Source organism: Komagataeibacter diospyri (genome assembly GCF_043995075.1).
Lineage (GTDB): Bacteria > Pseudomonadota > Alphaproteobacteria > Acetobacterales > Acetobacteraceae > Komagataeibacter > Komagataeibacter diospyri.
In genome coordinates, this window is sequence record NZ_CP171836.1 from 261,259 (window position 1) to 278,673 (window position 17,415).

At 61.2% G+C, this 17,415-nt stretch carries 17 protein-coding genes and 1 pseudogene; 13 read left to right on the forward strand and 5 right to left on the reverse strand.

Features of this window, described 5'->3' with window-relative positions; translation table 11 throughout:
- Nucleotide 1 precedes the first annotated feature (1 nt).
- The 12 genes from ACE2AA_RS01325 to ACE2AA_RS01380 all read left to right on the forward strand — a co-directional run bounded on the left by ACE2AA_RS01325 (nt 2) and on the right by ACE2AA_RS01380 (nt 11,898).
- Nucleotides 2–2,839: a transglycosylase SLT domain-containing protein gene (locus tag ACE2AA_RS01325; RefSeq protein WP_395370792.1), complete on the forward strand. Its 2,838-nt coding sequence runs from the start codon at nt 2–4 to the stop codon at nt 2,837–2,839.
- On the forward strand, nt 2,839–4,626 hold the full coding sequence (locus ACE2AA_RS01330) for a hypothetical protein (RefSeq protein ID WP_395370794.1): 1,788 nt from the start codon (nt 2,839–2,841) through the stop codon (nt 4,624–4,626). Before ACE2AA_RS01325 ends, ACE2AA_RS01330 begins: the two co-directional genes overlap by 1 nt.
- Nucleotides 4,619–7,150: a hypothetical protein gene (locus tag ACE2AA_RS01335; RefSeq protein WP_395370795.1), complete on the forward strand. Its 2,532-nt coding sequence runs from the start codon at nt 4,619–4,621 to the stop codon at nt 7,148–7,150. The genes ACE2AA_RS01330 and ACE2AA_RS01335 overlap by 8 nt, the downstream gene beginning before the upstream one ends.
- A gap of 849 nt (nt 7,151–7,999) precedes the next feature.
- Entirely contained in the window at nt 8,000–8,293 is a 294-nt protein-coding gene (locus ACE2AA_RS01340) for a hypothetical protein (RefSeq protein WP_395370797.1), read from the forward strand.
- Nucleotides 8,293–8,667 (forward strand): hypothetical protein, encoded by a 375-nt coding sequence (locus ACE2AA_RS01345; protein WP_395370799.1) that lies wholly within the window; start codon nt 8,293–8,295, stop codon nt 8,665–8,667. Before ACE2AA_RS01340 ends, ACE2AA_RS01345 begins: the two co-directional genes overlap by 1 nt.
- Complete coding sequence (locus ACE2AA_RS01350) at nt 8,667–9,089, forward strand: cell wall hydrolase (protein WP_395370800.1); 423 nt, start codon at nt 8,667–8,669, stop codon at nt 9,087–9,089. The genes ACE2AA_RS01345 and ACE2AA_RS01350 overlap by 1 nt, the downstream gene beginning before the upstream one ends.
- Nucleotides 9,086–9,436: a hypothetical protein gene (locus ACE2AA_RS01355; RefSeq protein WP_395370802.1), complete on the forward strand. Its 351-nt coding sequence runs from the start codon at nt 9,086–9,088 to the stop codon at nt 9,434–9,436. The genes ACE2AA_RS01350 and ACE2AA_RS01355 overlap by 4 nt, the downstream gene beginning before the upstream one ends.
- Nucleotides 9,423–9,686, forward strand: coding sequence for a hypothetical protein (locus ACE2AA_RS01360; RefSeq protein WP_395370804.1), 264 nt, complete (start codon nt 9,423–9,425; stop codon nt 9,684–9,686). Before ACE2AA_RS01355 ends, ACE2AA_RS01360 begins: the two co-directional genes overlap by 14 nt.
- A gap of 10 nt (nt 9,687–9,696) precedes the next feature.
- Nucleotides 9,697–10,317, forward strand: coding sequence for a hypothetical protein (locus tag ACE2AA_RS01365; protein WP_395370806.1), 621 nt, complete (start codon nt 9,697–9,699; stop codon nt 10,315–10,317).
- Nucleotides 10,314–10,478, forward strand: coding sequence for a hypothetical protein (locus ACE2AA_RS01370; RefSeq protein ID WP_395370807.1), 165 nt, complete (start codon nt 10,314–10,316; stop codon nt 10,476–10,478). The genes ACE2AA_RS01365 and ACE2AA_RS01370 overlap by 4 nt, the downstream gene beginning before the upstream one ends.
- Entirely contained in the window at nt 10,475–11,278 is an 804-nt protein-coding gene (locus ACE2AA_RS01375) for a hypothetical protein (protein ID WP_395370809.1), read from the forward strand. Before ACE2AA_RS01370 ends, ACE2AA_RS01375 begins: the two co-directional genes overlap by 4 nt.
- The gene (locus tag ACE2AA_RS01380; protein WP_395370811.1) at nt 11,275–11,898 is read left to right on the forward strand and encodes a hypothetical protein; all 624 of its coding nucleotides are present in this window, start codon (nt 11,275–11,277) and stop codon (nt 11,896–11,898) included. Before ACE2AA_RS01375 ends, ACE2AA_RS01380 begins: the two co-directional genes overlap by 4 nt.
- A gap of 299 nt (nt 11,899–12,197) precedes the next feature.
- On the opposite strand, the pseudogene ACE2AA_RS01385 reads toward ACE2AA_RS01380, so the two are convergent.
- The 5 genes and pseudogenes from ACE2AA_RS01385 to ACE2AA_RS01405 form a co-directional block, all read right to left on the reverse strand.
- Nucleotides 12,198–12,593 (reverse strand): annotated as a pseudogene (locus ACE2AA_RS01385) (NADH-quinone oxidoreductase subunit F); the annotation flags it as partial.
- A complete protein-coding gene (nuoE, locus tag ACE2AA_RS01390) occupies nt 12,590–13,081 on the reverse strand; it encodes an NADH-quinone oxidoreductase subunit NuoE (protein WP_141259649.1) in 492 nt (163 codons plus the stop codon). The gene nuoE and the pseudogene ACE2AA_RS01385, both read right to left, overlap by 4 nt.
- Nucleotides 13,068–14,831 (reverse strand): NADH-quinone oxidoreductase subunit C/D, encoded by a 1,764-nt coding sequence (gene nuoC / locus ACE2AA_RS01395; protein ID WP_395370813.1) that lies wholly within the window; start codon nt 14,829–14,831, stop codon nt 13,068–13,070. Before nuoC ends, nuoE begins: the two co-directional genes overlap by 14 nt.
- A 4-nt stretch (nt 14,832–14,835) precedes the next feature.
- Nucleotides 14,836–15,471 carry a NuoB/complex I 20 kDa subunit family protein gene (locus ACE2AA_RS01400; protein WP_395370814.1) on the reverse strand — a complete coding sequence of 212 codons (636 nt, stop codon included), beginning with the start codon at nt 15,469–15,471 and terminating at the stop codon, nt 14,836–14,838.
- The gene (locus ACE2AA_RS01405) at nt 15,468–15,893 is read right to left on the reverse strand and encodes an NADH-quinone oxidoreductase subunit A (protein ID WP_141259652.1); all 426 of its coding nucleotides are present in this window, start codon (nt 15,891–15,893) and stop codon (nt 15,468–15,470) included. The genes ACE2AA_RS01400 and ACE2AA_RS01405 overlap by 4 nt, the downstream gene beginning before the upstream one ends.
- 475 nt (nt 15,894–16,368) lie before the next feature.
- On the opposite strand from ACE2AA_RS01405, the gene ACE2AA_RS01410 reads away from it, so the two are divergent.
- On the forward strand, nt 16,369–16,995 hold the full coding sequence (locus ACE2AA_RS01410) for a glutathione S-transferase (RefSeq protein ID WP_395370815.1): 627 nt from the start codon (nt 16,369–16,371) through the stop codon (nt 16,993–16,995).
- The last annotated feature ends 420 nt before the right edge of the window (nt 16,996–17,415 follow it).

Consider the following 17,415-nt stretch of genomic DNA (forward strand, 5'->3'; position numbering starts at 1 on the left):
GATGGCTGATCCGATCTTCACGCCTGGCAGCGAATTGCCCAGCGAAATCCCCAATGGCTACCTGGAGGCCAATGCAAAGCCCGGTGCGTTCGGCAGCAATATCGCCGAAGGGTTCTCCCGCATAGGCGATGGGATGAACCAGGCATCCGAAAGCCTTGGCCAGATGGCCCAGCGCCATGCGCAGGAAGACAACCTGACCGCAGTCAGCGCGGCCATGAACACCTTTCAGGCCCATGTCCGCACGGCGCAGTATGGCGATCCGGACGCGCAGGACGGCACGCCAGAGGCGGCAGGCTATTTCGGCACGCAGGGCAAGGCCGCCGTAGACAGTCTTGGTCAGGCCACGCAGGATATCAACACCTACCGTCAGAGCCTGATGCAGGGCATGAATGCCGATCAGGCCCGCGCCTTCCAGCAGGCTAGCACGCAGTTCCAGACCGGCGCATTCAATGCGATGTATGAGCATGCTGGCCGCCAGCGGCAGGCCTATCAGGATGATGTGCTGAAAGACAGCCTGACCAATGCGGCCAACACGGGCGCTGCCAACCTGGACAACCCGGCGGCATTCGGTAGCGCGATCAACACGGGCCGCAACCTGCTGCAGGCCCGGCTGGCGCTGCAGGGTGTGCCGATGGACAGCCCCATCGCGCAGGCCAAGCTGCAGCAGTGGAACGACCAGTTCTTCACACAGGCTGCCCAGTCCGCGACCAATAACAACGATGCGATAAAGGCCCAGAGCATCCTTGACGCCAACCGGGGGCACATGTCGGCCCCGGCCTATGCACAGGCATCCGAGCAGAACCGGCCGCACCTGTACCGCCAGCAGGGTGAAATGGCGTATCGTGCAGTGTCCGGCAATCCGGAAGTGCAGGCGACTGCCATCCCAAAGGGGGCTGATCCAGACGCAACATTTGATGCCCAGATACATCTGGAAAGCGGCGGCCAGCAGACAGACGCCAAGGGTGCGCCCCTTACGTCCAGCAAAGGCGCAGTCGGCAAGGCGCAACTCATGCCCGACACGGCGCGGGAAGTCGCGCAGCAGACCGGCATTGGCTGGGACGAAAACCGTTTCCGTACCGATGGTAATTACAATCAGGCGCTGGGACGGGCCTATTTCAGCCAGCTATGCCAGAAGTATGGCGGCAACCAGACACTTGCCTGCGCGGCCTACAATGCCGGTCCAGGGAACGTGGACAAGTGGATCAAGCAGAATGGCGACCCGCGCACGGGTGGTATTAGCGATGCCGATTTCGTCGCAGCCATCCCGTTCGTGGAAACGCGAAATTATGTATCCCGCGCTGGTGCATCCCTGCAACCTCCCAACGATCCACCATCTCACACCGCCCCGGACTGGAACGCACGAGAGGTTGGGATCTCGAAGCTGCCCATCGCGGACGAGGCCAAGACCTACGCCTATTCGCTGCTCAGCCGTGACAAGTCCATCTGGGAAGCCACCACCGCAACCCAGCGCGGGCAACTGGCCGACAGCCTGCGTGACCTCGGTTCGGCCTACGCCCACGGCAACACCACCAACGATATTCCTGAAGCCCAGATCCGGCAGTTGCAGGAACCCGAGCAGGCAGAGCGTACCATCCAGAGCCTGCAGATCATGCGGCAGGGCGCGGATGAAGCCAACGCGCTGCGCTTCGCCCCGCCCGATCAGGTGGCCGCCGCCATGCAGCGCGACACCGACGCCATGCGCAATGGAGAGGATATCGGCAGCTACCAGAAGCGCGTTCAGGTCGCGAACATGCGCAACGCCGTCATCACCCAGCGCATGGAGGCGATGAAGAAAGATCCCGCCACCTATGTCGCCAGCGCGCCGGCCATGCAGCAGGCGGCGCAGGCCGTGCAGGCAGCGCAGCAGTCGGGCGACCCGGCGCAGGTGGCGCAGGCGCAGCAGGCTTATGCTACGCAGAGCATGGCCATGCAACGTTACCTCGCGCCCAACCAGACACCACGCATCCTGACGAACGATCAGGTCCAGGCGCTGTCGCAGCAGATTTCCAGCGCTGATCCGGCCAAGGAAGATATCGGTCAGACCATGGATACTGTCGCCCGTCAGTACGGCCAGCAGTGGCCGAGGGCATTTGGTGAACTGGTCCAGTATGGGAAACTGCCGCCCGATTATCAGGTGCTGGCGAACATGGACACGGCCGACCAGACCATGGCCCGCGCCGATTTCCAGCGCGCGTTGCAGGCAGGCACCCTGCCGCAGTTGCAGGAGGCGGCGGGGCAGGCGGCCAGCAACATCCTGCCCAAGGGCGGCGATGATCCGGTCGAGGACCAGTTGGCCGCCTTCCGCGCCACCACGGTCAACAGCAGCGGCGGCGATGCGCTGTATCGCACCGTGCACGACGCGACCAAACGGCTGGCGCTCTACTACATCGCCCACGGGCAGGACAGCAGCACGGCCCTGACCAACGCGGTTGATGGCGTGATCAACAGCAAATACGACATCTCCGGCAGCATGCGTGTTCCCAAGGGGATGCTGCCTGCCGCGCGCACTGCCACCGCCAGCGTCCTGTCATCGCTCAGGCCGTCCGATCTTGCGCCCATTCCCGGCAGCGCGCCGGGCCTGACCGACCAGGACCGCAAGGATTTCGGCATCAGCGCCGCGCGCTCAGGTGGCCAGTGGGTGCCCAACAATGATGAAAGCGGCCTGGTGCTAGTCATTCCGCCGCGCAACGGGGCCACGCCCTACGTCATGCGCCGCAAGGACGGTAGCCCGGTGACCGTCACGTTCGATGGCATGCGCTCCGGCCAGTATGGCAAGGGCGGTACGTCCGCTCCGCATCTGGGGTCACTGAACACCGTGCAGTCAGGGGGGCTGGGCTGATGCCGTTCATCAGTGGCGACCCGATCGAGGCCGCGTCCATCCAGCAGCAGGGCACGGACAACATGCAGTCCACGCTGGGACAGACCCTTGGCGCGGCCGTGTCGGAAGGCATCCATGATACGCCGGTTATGGGTATTGCCGACTGGGTGCGCCATCGCGCGCAGGCACTGGACCCCAACATCCTGACAGCCGATCAGGCCAACAGCCGGTATCAGACGCCGGGCCTGAAGTTCAGCGCGCCGGTATCGGATGCGCTGGCCAACGACCTGTACCAGCAGAAACATGCGCAGGCCGTCCGGCAGGCCACCATGTCCAGCGGGCCGGGCGGCATACTGGGCGGCACTGCCCGCATTGGCGGCGGCCTTCTGCCACAGTTCCTTGATCCGCTGAATGTCGCCTCGGCCTTCGTGCCGGGCATGGGGGAGGCCCGCGCGGCATCCATTCTTGGCCGGTTCGGTGTTGATAGCCGTCTGGCAGCCCGCGGGCTGGCCGGGGCCACGCAGGGCATGGCCGGACAGGCTGCGCTGGAACCGCTGAATTACGGCATCTCGCAGGACGAGCATAACGACTGGACCATGGGACAGGCGCTGATCAACGTTGCATTTGGCGGCCTGTTGGGCGGCGGCATGCACATGGCGTTCCCGGCGCGCGAACTGGAAAAGGCCCAGCCGACCAAGGACACGGCCCCCACGCTGGATGACATGGCCAATCCGGTATCCGACCGGATGGAAAGCCTGTCGCCCGAGGCGCGCAACGTCGCGACGAACGAGGCTATCGCCGCCCTGGCGCAGGACCGCCCCAACGTGGTGGGTGAACTGACGGATGCGATTGACCCCGAAGGGGCAGGGCAGGAAGCGCCCACACCAGCGCAGGATCAGGCGCAGGACATGGGCAACCGGCCATGGCCACCGACCCGGGCCGAGGACGTGCCGGGCACGCCGCTGGATGCGCCGGTGCAGGTTGGTACCTTCCCCGAAGGCATTACAGGCCACCCGTCTCTGCCGATCGAGATGGAGGAAGGCTGGCACGATTTCAGCACAGGCGGCGGCGTGGGCCGTATCCATGTGGAAGCCCGACACGCGCCGCAGATCAGGGCGCAGGGCTATCCTGATGCGGAAAGCTACGTGCGGGATATTCTGGCACATCCTGATGAAATCCGACGCGACCAGAATAACGGGTCATTCTTCTTTGTCCGTCATGCAGAGGACGCAGCCAGCAACAAGCATGACGCGGGCGTTATCCACCTGCAGGAAGAAAACGGTCGCTATCGGGTCGGAACGGTCGCGCCATTCAAGAAGAAATATCTTGGGAAAAGGGAATTGCTCTGGCAGTCGGATCGCCACCCCGACACACTTCCAACCAGACAGGAAGCCCCCTCGCAAGCCGCTGCGCGCGGAATGTCTGGTACACCAGCGGTGGGGAGCGATAGGGTCCAGAGTGCTGCCAGCATACTCACCGATGCGTCCCACCGCAAGATCCTTGAAGACACGCCGGACATCACATCCTCCCGCCGCTCGGTTGATCAGACCGAAGCCGCGGCGCCGCCGGTCACAGGCGGCACGGCAGATGACGAACTGGCGCAGGTCCGCGCCGCCGTGGATGACGCCAACCGCCGCCTCGGCATGACCACGGATGGCGGGGGCCAGTCGACCATGCCCGAAGGCATGACGGACGATGACCGCAAGGCGCTGGATGACATCCACGAACAGACACAGCGCGCCGAAGGCGATGCCCGCGCGTATGAAGCCGCCGCAGGCTGCATGATCGGGAAAATGAAAAATGGTTGACGGATCCTATCGCCACTGTTTCGAGACCGCCGCGCGCGCCGCGGGCCGCGCCCTGTCCGAAGATGAACTGCATGAGGTGTTTGCCAGCACCCAGCGCCGCATGGACCGCCTGATGAGCGAAGGCATGTCGCTGCAGGACGCCGCGCGCGAGGCCGGGCGGCAGCTTGGCATGGAACGCCGCATCGCCTCCCTGATCGAGGAACGCAACCAGAAGATCAACCTTGCCCGCCGGTCCGAGATCATGGGCCGCCTGACCGAAGGCGAGGAAGCGCAGGCGCTGGAAGGCATCATCGCCGGGCGCGAGAACACGCAGCGCGGGGCCGCCCTGTCGGTTGCGGCCACGACACACGCTCTGGTTGCGGATGTCATGGGGCCGCTGGTGACGGACCTCGACCGCGCCGGGCTGCTCAAGGCCGTGACCCGCCGCAACCATGACTTTGACCGCGATATCGCGCGTGAGATGTGGCGGCTGGATGACCCGGCATCGGGCGCGGCCACGGGTAACGAACACGCCCGGCAGGCCGCCGAGATCCTGCACCGCCATCAGGAAAAGGTCCGCGCCATGCAGAACGAGGCCGGAGCATGGATCGGCAAACAGGAACACTACGTCACCCGCCAGAGCCACGACATGTGGAAGATCCGCGGCAATGGTGGCGAGGAAGATTACCGGGCATGGCGCGACAGCATCCTGCCGAAGCTGGACCCGCGCACCTTTGACCGGCTGGATGCCGACACCAGCGAGGAACATTACCTGCGCGCCACATGGCAGGCGCTGGCATCAGGCGTGCATGAAAGCGCCAACGGATCGGACTGGCTGTCCGGGTTCAAGGGGCCGGCCAATGCCGCCAAACGCGCCAGTCAGGAACGCAGCCTGATGTTCAGATCTGCCGATGACTGGCTGGCCTATAACGAACAGTTCGGCCAGGGCAACGTTCTGGACAGCGTGATGCAGGGCATGGAGCGCGGCGCACGCAACGCCGCCGTCATGCGTACGCTGGGCACCAACCCGCGCGCCATGTTCGACCATGTGGCCGATCGGGCCATCGCCACAGCCAAAGACCGCAACGACTTCAAGACGGTGGACAGGCTGCGCACGCTGAAGGATGGCGCGCTGGTCGATGTGGTGACGGGCCGGGCGGCTGCGCCGCAGAACAAGACCATTGCCGCCATCGGGGCCTATCTGCGCTCCTATCAGGCCATCACCAAGTTGGGTGGCGTGGTGCTGTCCTCGCTGCCCGATATCGCGGTCACGGCTTCGGTGGCGCGGCATAACGGCATCCCGCTGCTGGAAAGCTACATGAACGCGCTGAAAAGCGTGGTTCCCGGCACGCTCAGCAAGGGCACGCGCAACCGGCGCCAGATCGCGCATATGATGGGCGTGGGAATTGACGGCACGCTGGGCGCGATCATGACCCGCTTTCATGGCGAGGACGGCCCGCTGGGCAAGATGGGTCGCACCGTGCAGTTCTTCCATCGGCTGAACGGCCTGCAATACTGGACCGATGCCATGAAGGAAGGGTTCGGCACCATGCTGACCCACAACCTTGGCCGGAACGCGGGCAAGGACTTCGACGCCCTGCACCCCAAGCTGCGCCAGTCCCTGACGCGTTATGGCATCGGCGCGGCAGAATGGAACGTCCTGCGCGGCACGGCGAAGGAGGCGGCAGACGGCAACACGCATATCCTGCCGGCTGAACTGGATCACCTGACCGAAGACGACCTGAAACCCCTGCTGCGTGACACCATCACCCATGATGAGGCCCGCAACGAACTGCAATCAAAGCTGTCCTCCTACATCATCGACCAGGTGCGCGAGGGCATGACCGAGATCGACCCGCGCACGCAGGCCTTCATGCAGGGCAGTTACGCCGCCGCTGACCGTGTGAACCCGGTTCTGGGGCAGGCCATGCGCATGCTGATGCAGTTCAAGTCCTTCCCACTGACGCACATCCGCCGCGTGTGGGGCAGGGAGGTCACGCGCGACGGCGCAGACGTGGCGGGTATCGCACACCTGATCGTGGCGACAACGGTGCTGGGCTACGTCGCCATGAGCCTGAAGGCGATGGCCGTGGGCAAGGAACCGCGCGACCCGGCCGACTGGCGCACGGTTCTGGCCGCCATGCAGCAGGGCGGCGGGGCAGGGATCTACGGTGATTTCCTGTTCGGTGAACAGAGCCGCATGGGAAATTCGTTCCTTGAGACGCTGGCAGGTCCGACCTTCTCGGACGCCAGCAGCCTGTTCAAGATGTTCGCCAACAGCCGCGACATGGCGCTGGGCAGTGCCGATGCCCCCAAGGGCAAGACCTTCGAGATGAACCTGCTGCAGGAAGCCCGGCGGGAACTGCCCTTCGGTAACCTGTTTTATACCCGCGCCGCCCTCGATTATCTGGTGTTCTACCGCCTGCAGGAAATGATGAACCCCGGATATCTCAGACGCTACGAACTGGGCATCCAGCAGAACCAGGGGCAGAAGTTCTGGCTGTCGCCTACGTGGAATCCTTATCGGGCGATGGGGGCGAACTGATGAGAAGATCGGGAACGAAATTCATCAGCAGCAAGCCGGAAGATATCAAGGCATTTTACAGGTTCTGTGCTGCGCTAAATATCAGAAAGGGAAACCTTGAGCGCGCGGCGACCTGCCTCAGTTATGCCGGCGAGGATCTACCACGGGCGGACCTGCATAACTGTGTATTGGCTTGGGAGCGGGAATGGTGTTCAGTTCTAAGGTATGAAGAAGGGTAATGGTTTGTGCATGATCTTATAAGAACGCTGATTTTCCCTACCGGCCCTTTGGCAATATGCCTATTCATCTGTGCAAAATCAGATCAAAACTCAAAGGCATATGCGATCTGCGGTATGATCTCCATGGTTCTGATTATTGGCTATATCGGATACATGCTTGGTCTGGGGGCCGACGATGGCGATATTGATAATGATTTCAGGGTAAGATGATTACCACTGCTTGGACGGCGCCCACATCCCAGACTGTTCGCTGTGCCCGGAATGACCTGACGCGGATGGACCGGAATAATACGGGGACGTAGTGTTGTGCTCGTAGCGATTATGTCCGGTTTCCCCTGTGTAAGGATTGCTGTTCCCAGAAAATGAGTAATTGTTCGTCACCGTATTGTCGCGCTGGCTATGCTCATATCCCTGGACGTATGTACCGTCTCTGCGCTCATATCCATTTGTCCAGCCCTGAGCCTGGGCAGCGAGTGGAGTTGCGGTAATTAGGGCGGCAATGATGGTTACGCGTTTCATGGAAATCTCCTGTTGGTTATCATCACCTAGCACGTTCTGGTTAATAGTTCCCACACCGTACTAACAAACCACCCATACCCCGAAATCCTGACCATTCAGTTTCGGGGACGGCATGCGCTTCTTTCACCTTCTGGCAGCCGCCAGCCTTCTTGTCACGGTGCAGGCGCATGCCGTGCCCACATCCCCCATGGATCACGGCCTGTTTGACTTCGGCGCGCAGACGCCGGGGTCTCAGGGGATAGGCGTTCCGCTTTCCACCACATACGCCACACTGCCCGCATCGGGTCAGGTAGGCGTTCCTTCCTTCTGTTCTGACTGCAAGATCGGCAGCGGAAGCACTGGCGTGCTGGTGCTGTGGAATGGCAGCGCCTGGACTGGTGTATCCGGTGAGGCGGTATCTCACTGATGACCGATCCCCGATATGCCACGGTCGAGGAAGTGGCCGTGGTGCGTGAGCGTGTGGCCCGCGTGGAAGGCGTGCAGGATAACCTGCGCGACGACATGAAGCACCAGAACGCGCTTCTGATGCAGGCGGTCAACGACAATGCCGCCGAGACGCGCCGTGAAATGAATGACCGGTTCAGCGCCCTGCAGGAAAAGCAGGACAATCGGGACAACGATCTTTCATCGCGTCTGGGACGAATCGAAGAAAAGGAAGCAGCACGTGACAAGCGGCTGATGTTCTGGGCTGTCCTGATTACCGGCCTGCTGGGTTGGGGCCAGATCGGAGATGCTGCATGGCGTGGCGTCTGCCATCTCTGGCACGGGATGTTCGGCTGATGCTGGACGCGACCGCCATAGACACCGCAGCCATGACCGCATGGGGCGAGGCGAGGGGAGAGGGGCTGTGCGGCATGCAGGCGGTCCTGAACGTGATCGGCAACCGGGCGTCTCACCCCGGCTGGTGGGGCAGCGACATCACATCCGTCTGTCGCGCGCCTTGGCAGTTCTCCTGCTGGAACCCAGGCGATCCCAACGCCGGAAAAATAGCCAGCCTGAACCAGTCTGACCCGCAATACCGCACCGCGCATGAACTGGCCCTGCAACTGGTGGCCGGGGCGCTGGTGGACCTGACGAACGGCGCGGACAGTTACTACCGGCATGGCAGTCCAGCCCCGATGTGGGCGCTGCCCCGGCTTTTCATCAAGACAATCGGCCATCACGACTTCTACCGGATCGGCCTGCATGGAGACGGCAAATGAACACCGCCGCGAAATTCGGCGGCATCGGGGCTTTCGTCCTGCTGCTGCTCAATGAGGTGCCGGAACAGTACACGCTTTACGCCGCCGTGTTCGTGTTCGCCTGCTCGGCGGCATCCGCGCTGATCCCGCCGCCACATGCTGGCAGCAAGTGGGCCGTGGCCTATCAGGTCATGACCACCATCGGCCTGAACATCGGCTGGGCTGAAAATCACTTCAAGCCGGGACAGTCGGGCGTGCGCGTGCCGCTGGCGGACAAGCCCGCTGCCAAGCAGGCCGTAGCCTCGGCCGGTATTCCAGTCCTGAACAAAAAGGGCAAACCCGAGCAGGCGGCCAATGGGAACACCTAACCCCATCCGGCGCGGCCGGCCGTTCGACCCCGGCATGTACCCGACGCGCCTCGATACGCAGCGCATGATCGGAACAAGCGCAGCCGGAGTTGACGGCTCGGGAAACCTGATCATCACCATCGGGGATGCACCCGCATCATCCACCGCTGCTGGCACACCCGGCACCATCATTTTCGCATCCAGCGGCATCTACGTCTGCACGGCAGAAAACACGTGGTCCGCCTACACGCCAGCCGTGATCTGGCCATAAGGAGATAGCCATGTTCGGCGATAAAAAACACGTCCGGATTGAAGTCAAAAACAAAGGCCGTCGCAGCTTCCTTGGGCATGGTCTGATGACGGTGGCCGCCATCGCATCCGTTGCAGCCCTTCCGGGCTGTTCCGCCAGTAAGTCCGGCACCACAACCACGATCACCCTGAACGTTGCCGAGGTCGTGGATTACGGCACCGCCATCCTGTCCTTTGCCAGCACGTCAATCAATGTATCGTTCGTGGCGTCGGCCATGGGCACGGCCAATCTGGCGCTGGCCAACACGGTCATTGCATCCCTGAAATCCGCGCTGGCGGCGTTCCTGTCCGCCGCCGGGTCCAGTACATCCGTCACCTATGACAGCGCCAGCGTCAAGACAGCCTTCGACAGCGTCCTTGCCGACGTGGAGAAGATCGACACGCTGATTGTCGCGGTCATCACCGGCACGGCGGCCAACCTGTCCAGCAGCGTGGTGTCCGAGGCCAAGACGGCAGCCGGTGCGGCGGAGACGCTGATTTCTCTGTTGAAGGCCATGATCGACATGTCCGGCCCGCGCCTGCACGCCGTGTCGCCGCTGAATGGTGATGCTGCCATCGGTGAAATCGCCGTCTTTGCGGCATCGCAGGGATGACCACCCACGCGCTTGCCGGTCTGGGCCTGTTCCTGACCGGCGGGGCCTTCTTTCAGGTGATAGCCTTTTGCATCGCTGAATGGGTCAAAGCCCGACGCGAACGCCAGATTGACGACACGCTAGGGCCACCCGCGCCCGACCAAACGGACACCTCAAAATGACAAAACGCTTCCTCGGCTGCCGCCCGGCTGAACACCGGCCCGGCCAGCCGCATCTGTCTGTAATGCGCGGGTTCTGCGCACGGCAGGCCCCACCGCGCCTTATCCGCGACCATATCGACCCACACCCGGCCATGCTGGGCAATGATGCTCTGGGAGACTGCACATCGGCTGGCATCGGCAATCATCTGCACGCTACCGGCGCACTGGCTGGTTTTGATGTCAGCGGCATTACGACTGACGCCGCCGTACGCTTCTATTCCCTTTCCACCGGCTACGTTCCCGGCAACCCTGCCACGGATAACGGCGGTGTGGAGGTGGACGTACTGACCACGGCCGCCCGCGATGGTTATGCGCTGGCAGACCAGACCCTGTTTCCGATCTGGGGGAGCGCCGATCCAAGCGACCTGAACGGGATCCGCAACATCACCGCAGGCCTGTCTGCCGCCTATCTGGGCGTGCAGTTGGCCACGGCAGATATGTGGGAGGATCAGGACGGCAACCTGCCGCCCGTGTGGGATACGGACAGTCCCGCCGACCATGGCGACCCGACGCCGGGCAGCGCTGGCGGTCATTGCCTACTGCTGTGGGATTACTCGGGCACGGACGATACCGACCTTGTCACGCTGTTGACGTGGGGCAGCAAGCAGAAAGCAACATGGCGCTGGGTCCGCTCACGGATCATGGAAGCGCACGGTCTGGCGTGGGGGCAATTGCATGCGCCTGGCAGCCTGTATCCGGCTGGTGATGACTGGGCGGCGCTGGTTGCGGCCAATGAGGCATACTTGCGGGGAGCAGCATGAACCGGGGCGACCGCATAGCTTTTCTGTTCGCCTGCGCCGTTGGCTTGTCTGGCTGTGCGGTCCACCCGGCCCGCGTCGCAACTACCATCCCGCAGGCCATGGCAGGTATACAGTCCAGTCTGGCGCAGGCTGGCGTTGTGTCGGTATCGCACGCGGGCGATTGGACAAAGGATCAGGACGCCCTGTTCGTCCGTGCCGTTCGGGCGGCACAGTGCAGTCAGGGCCGGTCCGACCCGGTGGTGGGCACGATTGCGGGCGACGTGACCCTGCAACTATCCGGGCAGTTCACGCAGGGCGGCCAATTCAGCGTGGGGGCGATCACGACCGCGCCCACATTCGGGGTAGGGGCCGATGCCAGCCGGACGCGCGGACAGACGGTTAACTTGCCGGTATCCTATGCGCCCCTGTCATCCATGCCCGACGTGGAGATGGGGCGGCAGATTGGCTACGAGGCATCTATGTTTGCACAGAACGATGATGCTCGGCACGTCGAGGCAGCGCGCCTGATCGCCGACCGCGAGGAATTGCGGGGGAGAGTGCGGGCGATGATTGATACCTGGGCCGCTGGCGAGTGTGCCGGTCGCGCGCCGGTCGCGCCGTTCGTGGGTGGACGGCGATGATCTGGCGCTGGCTGCACCGGCTGTTCTGTTTGCGGAGAGGGTGCCGGAAATAGAAACGGCAGGAACCCGTTAAGGCCCTGCCGTTCTTGTGCGGGGCTTCCACCCGCTGCGACCCGAGGGCCTCTAGAAATGCGGTGCTGCGGCATCGTGACCTGCACCAACCGGATGGGTGCCGCAGCGGGGTGATTATAGGCACGGTAGGGCGAAAAGTACAAGGAGAGTTTCCTTTCGCCGTTGCTTAATTGTGCTGGCACTGACCAAAAACGTGGAAAATTATCCAATAAAAACAAAGGACATTATTCCCCGCGCAGGAAGATGATGCCGTGCCCGGCCTGCACGGCGTAGGCCGCAAGGATCATGCCCTCAACCAACTGCAGGGGGTTGCCCTCAAGCAGCAGGCGGTCCTTGAAGGTGCCCGGTTCCATCTCGTCAGCATTGGCGATCAGGTATTTGCGGCGTTCGATTGCGGGTTCTTTCGGCACGAAGCTCCATTTCTGCCCGGTACCGAAGCCTGCCCCCCCACGCCCGCGCAGTTTTGAGCGTGTCACCATGTCAATGATGTCAGCCGGGGCAAGGCCGCCCAATGCCAGGCGCGCGGCCTGCCAGCCGCCCGCGCGCCCGTATGCCGCACAGTCCGGTGGCCCGGCGGCAGGGTCGATCATGGCAGTCAGGGGCCTTTCGGTAGGGGATGTCATGGCGTGACCCTCAGCGTGTCGATCAGGTGGTCGAGCATGGCCGCATCCACATTGCCATGCAGCGTGCTGTCCACCAGCATGGCGGGGGCATGGTCACAATGCCCGATACATACCGTGGGCAGCAGTGTCATGGCGTTGTCTGCCGTGGTTTCGCCCGGCCTTATGCCCAGTTTCCGGCACAAATGGGCGCATAGCGGTTCACGCCCCATGATCCAGCACGAAACGCTGTCACACAACATGATGACATGCCGTCCGACCGGCCTGCGGAACAGCAGGTTGAAATAGGTGGCGACGCCATCCAGATCATCCGCCGACATGTCCAGCAGTTCGGCCACTTCGCGCAGGTGCGGCGTGCTGACCCATCCAAAATGGGCCTGCACCAGTCGCAGCGCTGCGACACCCGCGCCACGCGGATGCAGTTCCTGCGCCGCAAGCGCCAGGATTTCCGCCCGCATGGGCGTGGGCAGGGATGTATCAGCGGTCAACATCGGCCATGACGAAATCAATGCTGCCCAGGATCGCGATCAGGTCCGCGATCATGATGCCGCGGCTGAGCAGGGGGATCATCTGCAGGTGGGCAAAGGATGGGGTGCGGATACGGGTGCGGTATGATGTGGTGCCCCCATCGCTGATAAGCGTATAGGTGTTCACCCCTTTCGTGGCTTCGATGCTGGCCCGCGCTTCACCCGGTGGAATGACCGGCCCCCAGCTTACGCCAAGGAAATGGTGGATCAGGGTTTCGATGTCATGCATCGTCCGCGCCCTGGGCGGCGGGGTTGTCAGCGGGTGGTCAGCCTTGACCGGGCCTGCGGGCATGTTGTCCACGCACTGGCGGATGATGCGCAGGCTCTGGCGTATTTCTTCCACATGCACGGCAACCCGATCATAACAGTCGCCACTGGCGCCGGTGGGAATGTCAAATTCAAGCTGACCATAACAGGCATAGGGCGCATGCCTGCGGTAATCCCATGCCAGACCGGTGGCGCGCAGCCCCGGCCCGGTGACGCCCCATTCAGTAGCCTCCGCCGTGGTATAGACCCCGACCCCTTTCGTCCGGGCACGGAAGATCGGATTGCGCATGACCATGGCGTCGTATTCATCCAGCCGTCCGGGCAGGTCATGGAGAAAGGCACGGATCAGTCCTTCCCACCCGTCAGGCAGGTCCATGGCCACGCCGCCGATGCGGAACCATGCCGGGTGCATGCGAAAGCCACATATCGCCTCGATGATCCCGAACACGCGTTCGCGGTCGGTAAACATGTAGAACACTGGTGAAAGCTGCCCTACATCCTGCGCCATGGTGCCGTAGAAGACGAGGTGGCTGGCAATGCGGAACAGTTCCGCCAGCATGACGCGGATCATCTGCGCCCGTGGCGGCACGGTAATCCCGGCCAGTGTCTCGACCGCCATGACATAGGGGAAATTGTTCATGACCCCGCCGAGGTAATCCACCCGGTCGGTATAGGGGATATAGGTATGCCATGACTGGCGTTCGCCCATCTTTTCCGCGCCGCGATGGTGGAAGCCGATATCGGGTACGGCATCGACAATCCGCTCGCCTTCCAGTTGCAGCATGATGCGGAAAACCCCATGCACGCTGGGATGATTGGGGCCGAGATTGAGGAACATGAAATCGCTGTGGTCGCTATGTCGCCCCATGCCCCATGCGGATGGGTCAAAGCGCAGGGCGTCCTGTTCGCGTGCTTCTTGTTCTTCTGTCAGGCTGTAGGGCGGCATTTCGGTGGCACGGGCGTGGTGATCCTTGCGCAGCGGGTGTCCGGTCCATGTGGGTGGGGTCAGGATGCGGCGCAGGCAGGGATGGTTATGGAAATGGATACCGAACAGGTCCCATACTTCGCGCTCATACCAGTTGGCGCCCGGCCACAGGTCACAGATGCTGGGAAGGGCGGGGGCGGTTGCGCCAAGGGGTACCTTGATCCGGACCTCATCCGTGCGGGTGGTCAACGAGATCAGGTGATAGACGACCGTGAACGCGGCCTGTGGTTGTCCGGCGCGGTGTGTGCGCTCACGTTCGTCTATGGCCGTCAGGTCAAGCAGCATGGCTGATGCGGTAGCCGCTTTCAGCGCTGCAAGGGCCGGGCGCAGGTTGTCCGGCGTAATCCAGATGATGGAAACGCCATCACATGCTGGCTGGGTGGCCAGTCTACCATTGGGAAGATGATCCGAAATTATGTCCGCAAGACTCTGTTCGCGGGTGGGGGTGAGGGTGGTGCTCATGATGTCAGATTCCGTCGGGCGTGCGCAGGTCGCGCATGCTCTGGCGTAGGGCGCGCTTTTCATCGCGCAGGCTGGGCGGGGTCACGGGTTCCGCCCCCTGCGGTCCCATCAGCCAGCTAAGGGGCCTGCGGTGTGTACCGATGGATTTCTGCAATAGCAGCAGCCCCTCCAGCAGCGCCTCGGGGCGGGGCGGGCAGCCGGGCACATACACATCTACCGGCAGGAAGCTGTCTACACCCTGCACGACACTGTAAATGTCATACATGCCGCCGGAATTGGCGCAGGATCCCATGGAGATGACCCATCGTGGTTCCAGCATCTGGTTGTACAGATGCTGGATGACCGGGGCCATCTTGACGAATACTGTGCCGGAAATGACAATCAGGTCGGCTTCACGTGGTGTTGCGCGCAGCACTTCGGAACCGAAGCGGGCAATGTCGAAACGACTGGTGAACGCCGTCGCCATTTCCACATAACAGCAGGACAGGCCGAAATTCAGCGGCCAGATGGAATTTTTCTGCCCCCATGCCACAAAATCCTGCAACCGGCCCATGACCAGATTGCGGCGGAGGGTTTCACTGAAACTGGAGGAAACCTGCGTATGTCTGGCGGTATTTGGGGAAGACAGGGACCAGTTCATGCCGCGTGATCCTTTCGCGTATCGGGTATCTGGTATGGGCGGACCCGTGGACCCCAGTCCAACGCCCCGGCACGCCACAGATAGGCAAGGGAAAGGGCCAGAAAGGCAGTAAAGACGACGGCGGCAGCATAACCGACCCATCCCGTTTCGGTTACGACTGTTGCCCATGTCAGGAGGATGCCCGTTTCAACATCAAAAATGACGAAGAACATGGCTACCAGATAATACTGTACAGACAGCCGCAGATGCGCTGAACCCGTGGGGACAATACCGGATTCAAAAGCCATGGACATGGAACGGCCCATGGCCCTGCCGTCCCGCCGGGTGCCGGTTATAGCCGACAGTCCCAACATGCAGGCCAGAAGCAGTGCTATGACAACGGCATAGGTGAAAACTGGCCATATATTGGAAATGTTTTCCATGACTGGTAATTCCGTTTCTGTTCGTTTTATTTTAAACGGAGGCGATCTGTGTCGTTACGGTCCGCATTGAAGGATTATAACCGGTCAATGCTTCACGAAGGGTCTGCATGCATCCCCTGAAGACTGTCTGAAAAGTCAGCCCTTGAGCCATCGGGTGATCATAAGGAAATTTTTTGGCGAAGTTTTTCAAAAAGCTTCCTGAAACGACGTCTTTTTTAAAAAGGTGACATTCAGGAGCTTTTATTGTTTTTTATCGGCCAGTTAATTTCAAACAATATTTGCGTATTCCGGCTGGATGCATGGAATGCCGCAATATGCTGCCAATTGCTTATACGCAACAGGGAAAGGGAAGTTGCGGCCCGGTCATGCAAGTTTTTTCCATGCGGTCCGTTACGGAATGGAGGTGTCCTTGCCTGATTATGGTGTGTTTTTGTATCATGTCAGTCTGGACAGAAGGTTGCCGAACAGGAAAGAGATGACCGCAAGACCCGTGCTGTACAGTTTTCGCCGCTGTCCCTATGCCATGCGGGCGCGTCTGGCCCTGCTTTCCAGTGGTATGGAATGTGAAATCCGGGAGGTCAGGCTTTCAGCCAAGCCTGCCAGCATGCTGCGTGCCTCACCCAAGGCAACGGTGCCTGTTTTTGTCCTGCCTGATCATACGGTTGTTGACGAAAGTCTGGATATCATGTGCTGGGTGCTGGGACAGCATGACCCGCAGCACTGGCTGTTCAATATCCGGCATGATCTGATCGCGCAGAATGACGGTCCCTTCAAATATCATCTGGACCGTTACAAATATGCGACCCGCTACCAGTCCAACCCCGATTGCCACAGGGCTGAAGCGCTGAAGATTCTGGAAAATATTGATAAGATACTGCAAGAGGGATTCTTCCTGCATGGTGCCCGGCCTGGTCTGACTGATGCTGCTATCGCGCCGTTTGTACGCCAGTTTGCCGCAACCGATCCGGACTGGTTTGCCAGCGTTCCCCTGGTACGATTGCAGGAATGGTTGCAGGCGTTTCTGACGTCGCCACTACTTGGTCGCGCCATGTGTCGCCTTGACCCATGGCAGGAAGGTGACGCGCCAATTTTACTTCATTAGACACGTGCAAATATCCCTGCATCGTCAGGCAACCTGAAGCGGGAGATATCCGTTAGCGGGCACAGGCCATATTATGCCTTTTAGGAAAGGGAAGTGAGCTACCAGAATGTCCATGTAACTGAAATGGTCCTACCCTGCAGTTGTGTATGATGCATGCATGGATCTGAACAAATATAGGGTTTCAGACAGTATGGAATGAATTTTATAATTTCCGCTGTCTATTTTTTAATAAATAATGCAATTCGCCTAAAAATATATAATAAAATAAGGCAATGAAGATGAATAAAAAATAAAAACTATTTTCTATAAGAAATAATAAATCCATACCCAAAAACAGGACTGTTGATGACTGTTGCCCGGATTTCCGGATAATGGATGTGGCGACATGTTGCAAATATCTGTTCTATCCGTCTGTGGGTA

Bases quoted from the DNA above. Each gene is read 5' to 3' on its own strand.
- ACE2AA_RS01325 (WP_395370792.1), top strand. From the start codon at position 2: ATGGCTGATCCGATCTTCACGCCTGGCAGCGAATTGCCCAGCGAAATC.
- ACE2AA_RS01330 (WP_395370794.1), top strand. From the start codon at position 2,839: ATGCCGTTCATCAGTGGCGACCCGATCGAGGCCGCGTCCATCCAGCAG.
- ACE2AA_RS01335 (WP_395370795.1), top strand. From the start codon at position 4,619: ATGGTTGACGGATCCTATCGCCACTGTTTCGAGACCGCCGCGCGCGCC.
- ACE2AA_RS01340 (WP_395370797.1), top strand. From the start codon at position 8,000: ATGCGCTTCTTTCACCTTCTGGCAGCCGCCAGCCTTCTTGTCACGGTG.
- ACE2AA_RS01345 (WP_395370799.1), top strand. From the start codon at position 8,293: ATGACCGATCCCCGATATGCCACGGTCGAGGAAGTGGCCGTGGTGCGT.
- ACE2AA_RS01350 (WP_395370800.1), top strand. From the start codon at position 8,667: ATGCTGGACGCGACCGCCATAGACACCGCAGCCATGACCGCATGGGGC.
- ACE2AA_RS01355 (WP_395370802.1), top strand. From the start codon at position 9,086: ATGAACACCGCCGCGAAATTCGGCGGCATCGGGGCTTTCGTCCTGCTG.
- ACE2AA_RS01360 (WP_395370804.1), top strand. From the start codon at position 9,423: ATGGGAACACCTAACCCCATCCGGCGCGGCCGGCCGTTCGACCCCGGC.
- ACE2AA_RS01365 (WP_395370806.1), top strand. From the start codon at position 9,697: ATGTTCGGCGATAAAAAACACGTCCGGATTGAAGTCAAAAACAAAGGC.
- ACE2AA_RS01370 (WP_395370807.1), top strand. From the start codon at position 10,314: ATGACCACCCACGCGCTTGCCGGTCTGGGCCTGTTCCTGACCGGCGGG.
- ACE2AA_RS01375 (WP_395370809.1), top strand. From the start codon at position 10,475: ATGACAAAACGCTTCCTCGGCTGCCGCCCGGCTGAACACCGGCCCGGC.
- ACE2AA_RS01380 (WP_395370811.1), top strand. From the start codon at position 11,275: ATGAACCGGGGCGACCGCATAGCTTTTCTGTTCGCCTGCGCCGTTGGC.
- nuoE (WP_141259649.1), bottom strand. From the start codon at position 13,081: ATGTTGACCGCTGATACATCCCTGCCCACGCCCATGCGGGCGGAAATC.
- nuoC (WP_395370813.1), bottom strand. From the start codon at position 14,831: ATGAGCACCACCCTCACCCCCACCCGCGAACAGAGTCTTGCGGACATA.
- ACE2AA_RS01400 (WP_395370814.1), bottom strand. From the start codon at position 15,471: ATGAACTGGTCCCTGTCTTCCCCAAATACCGCCAGACATACGCAGGTT.
- ACE2AA_RS01405 (WP_141259652.1), bottom strand. From the start codon at position 15,893: ATGGAAAACATTTCCAATATATGGCCAGTTTTCACCTATGCCGTTGTC.
- ACE2AA_RS01410 (WP_395370815.1), top strand. From the start codon at position 16,369: ATGACCGCAAGACCCGTGCTGTACAGTTTTCGCCGCTGTCCCTATGCC.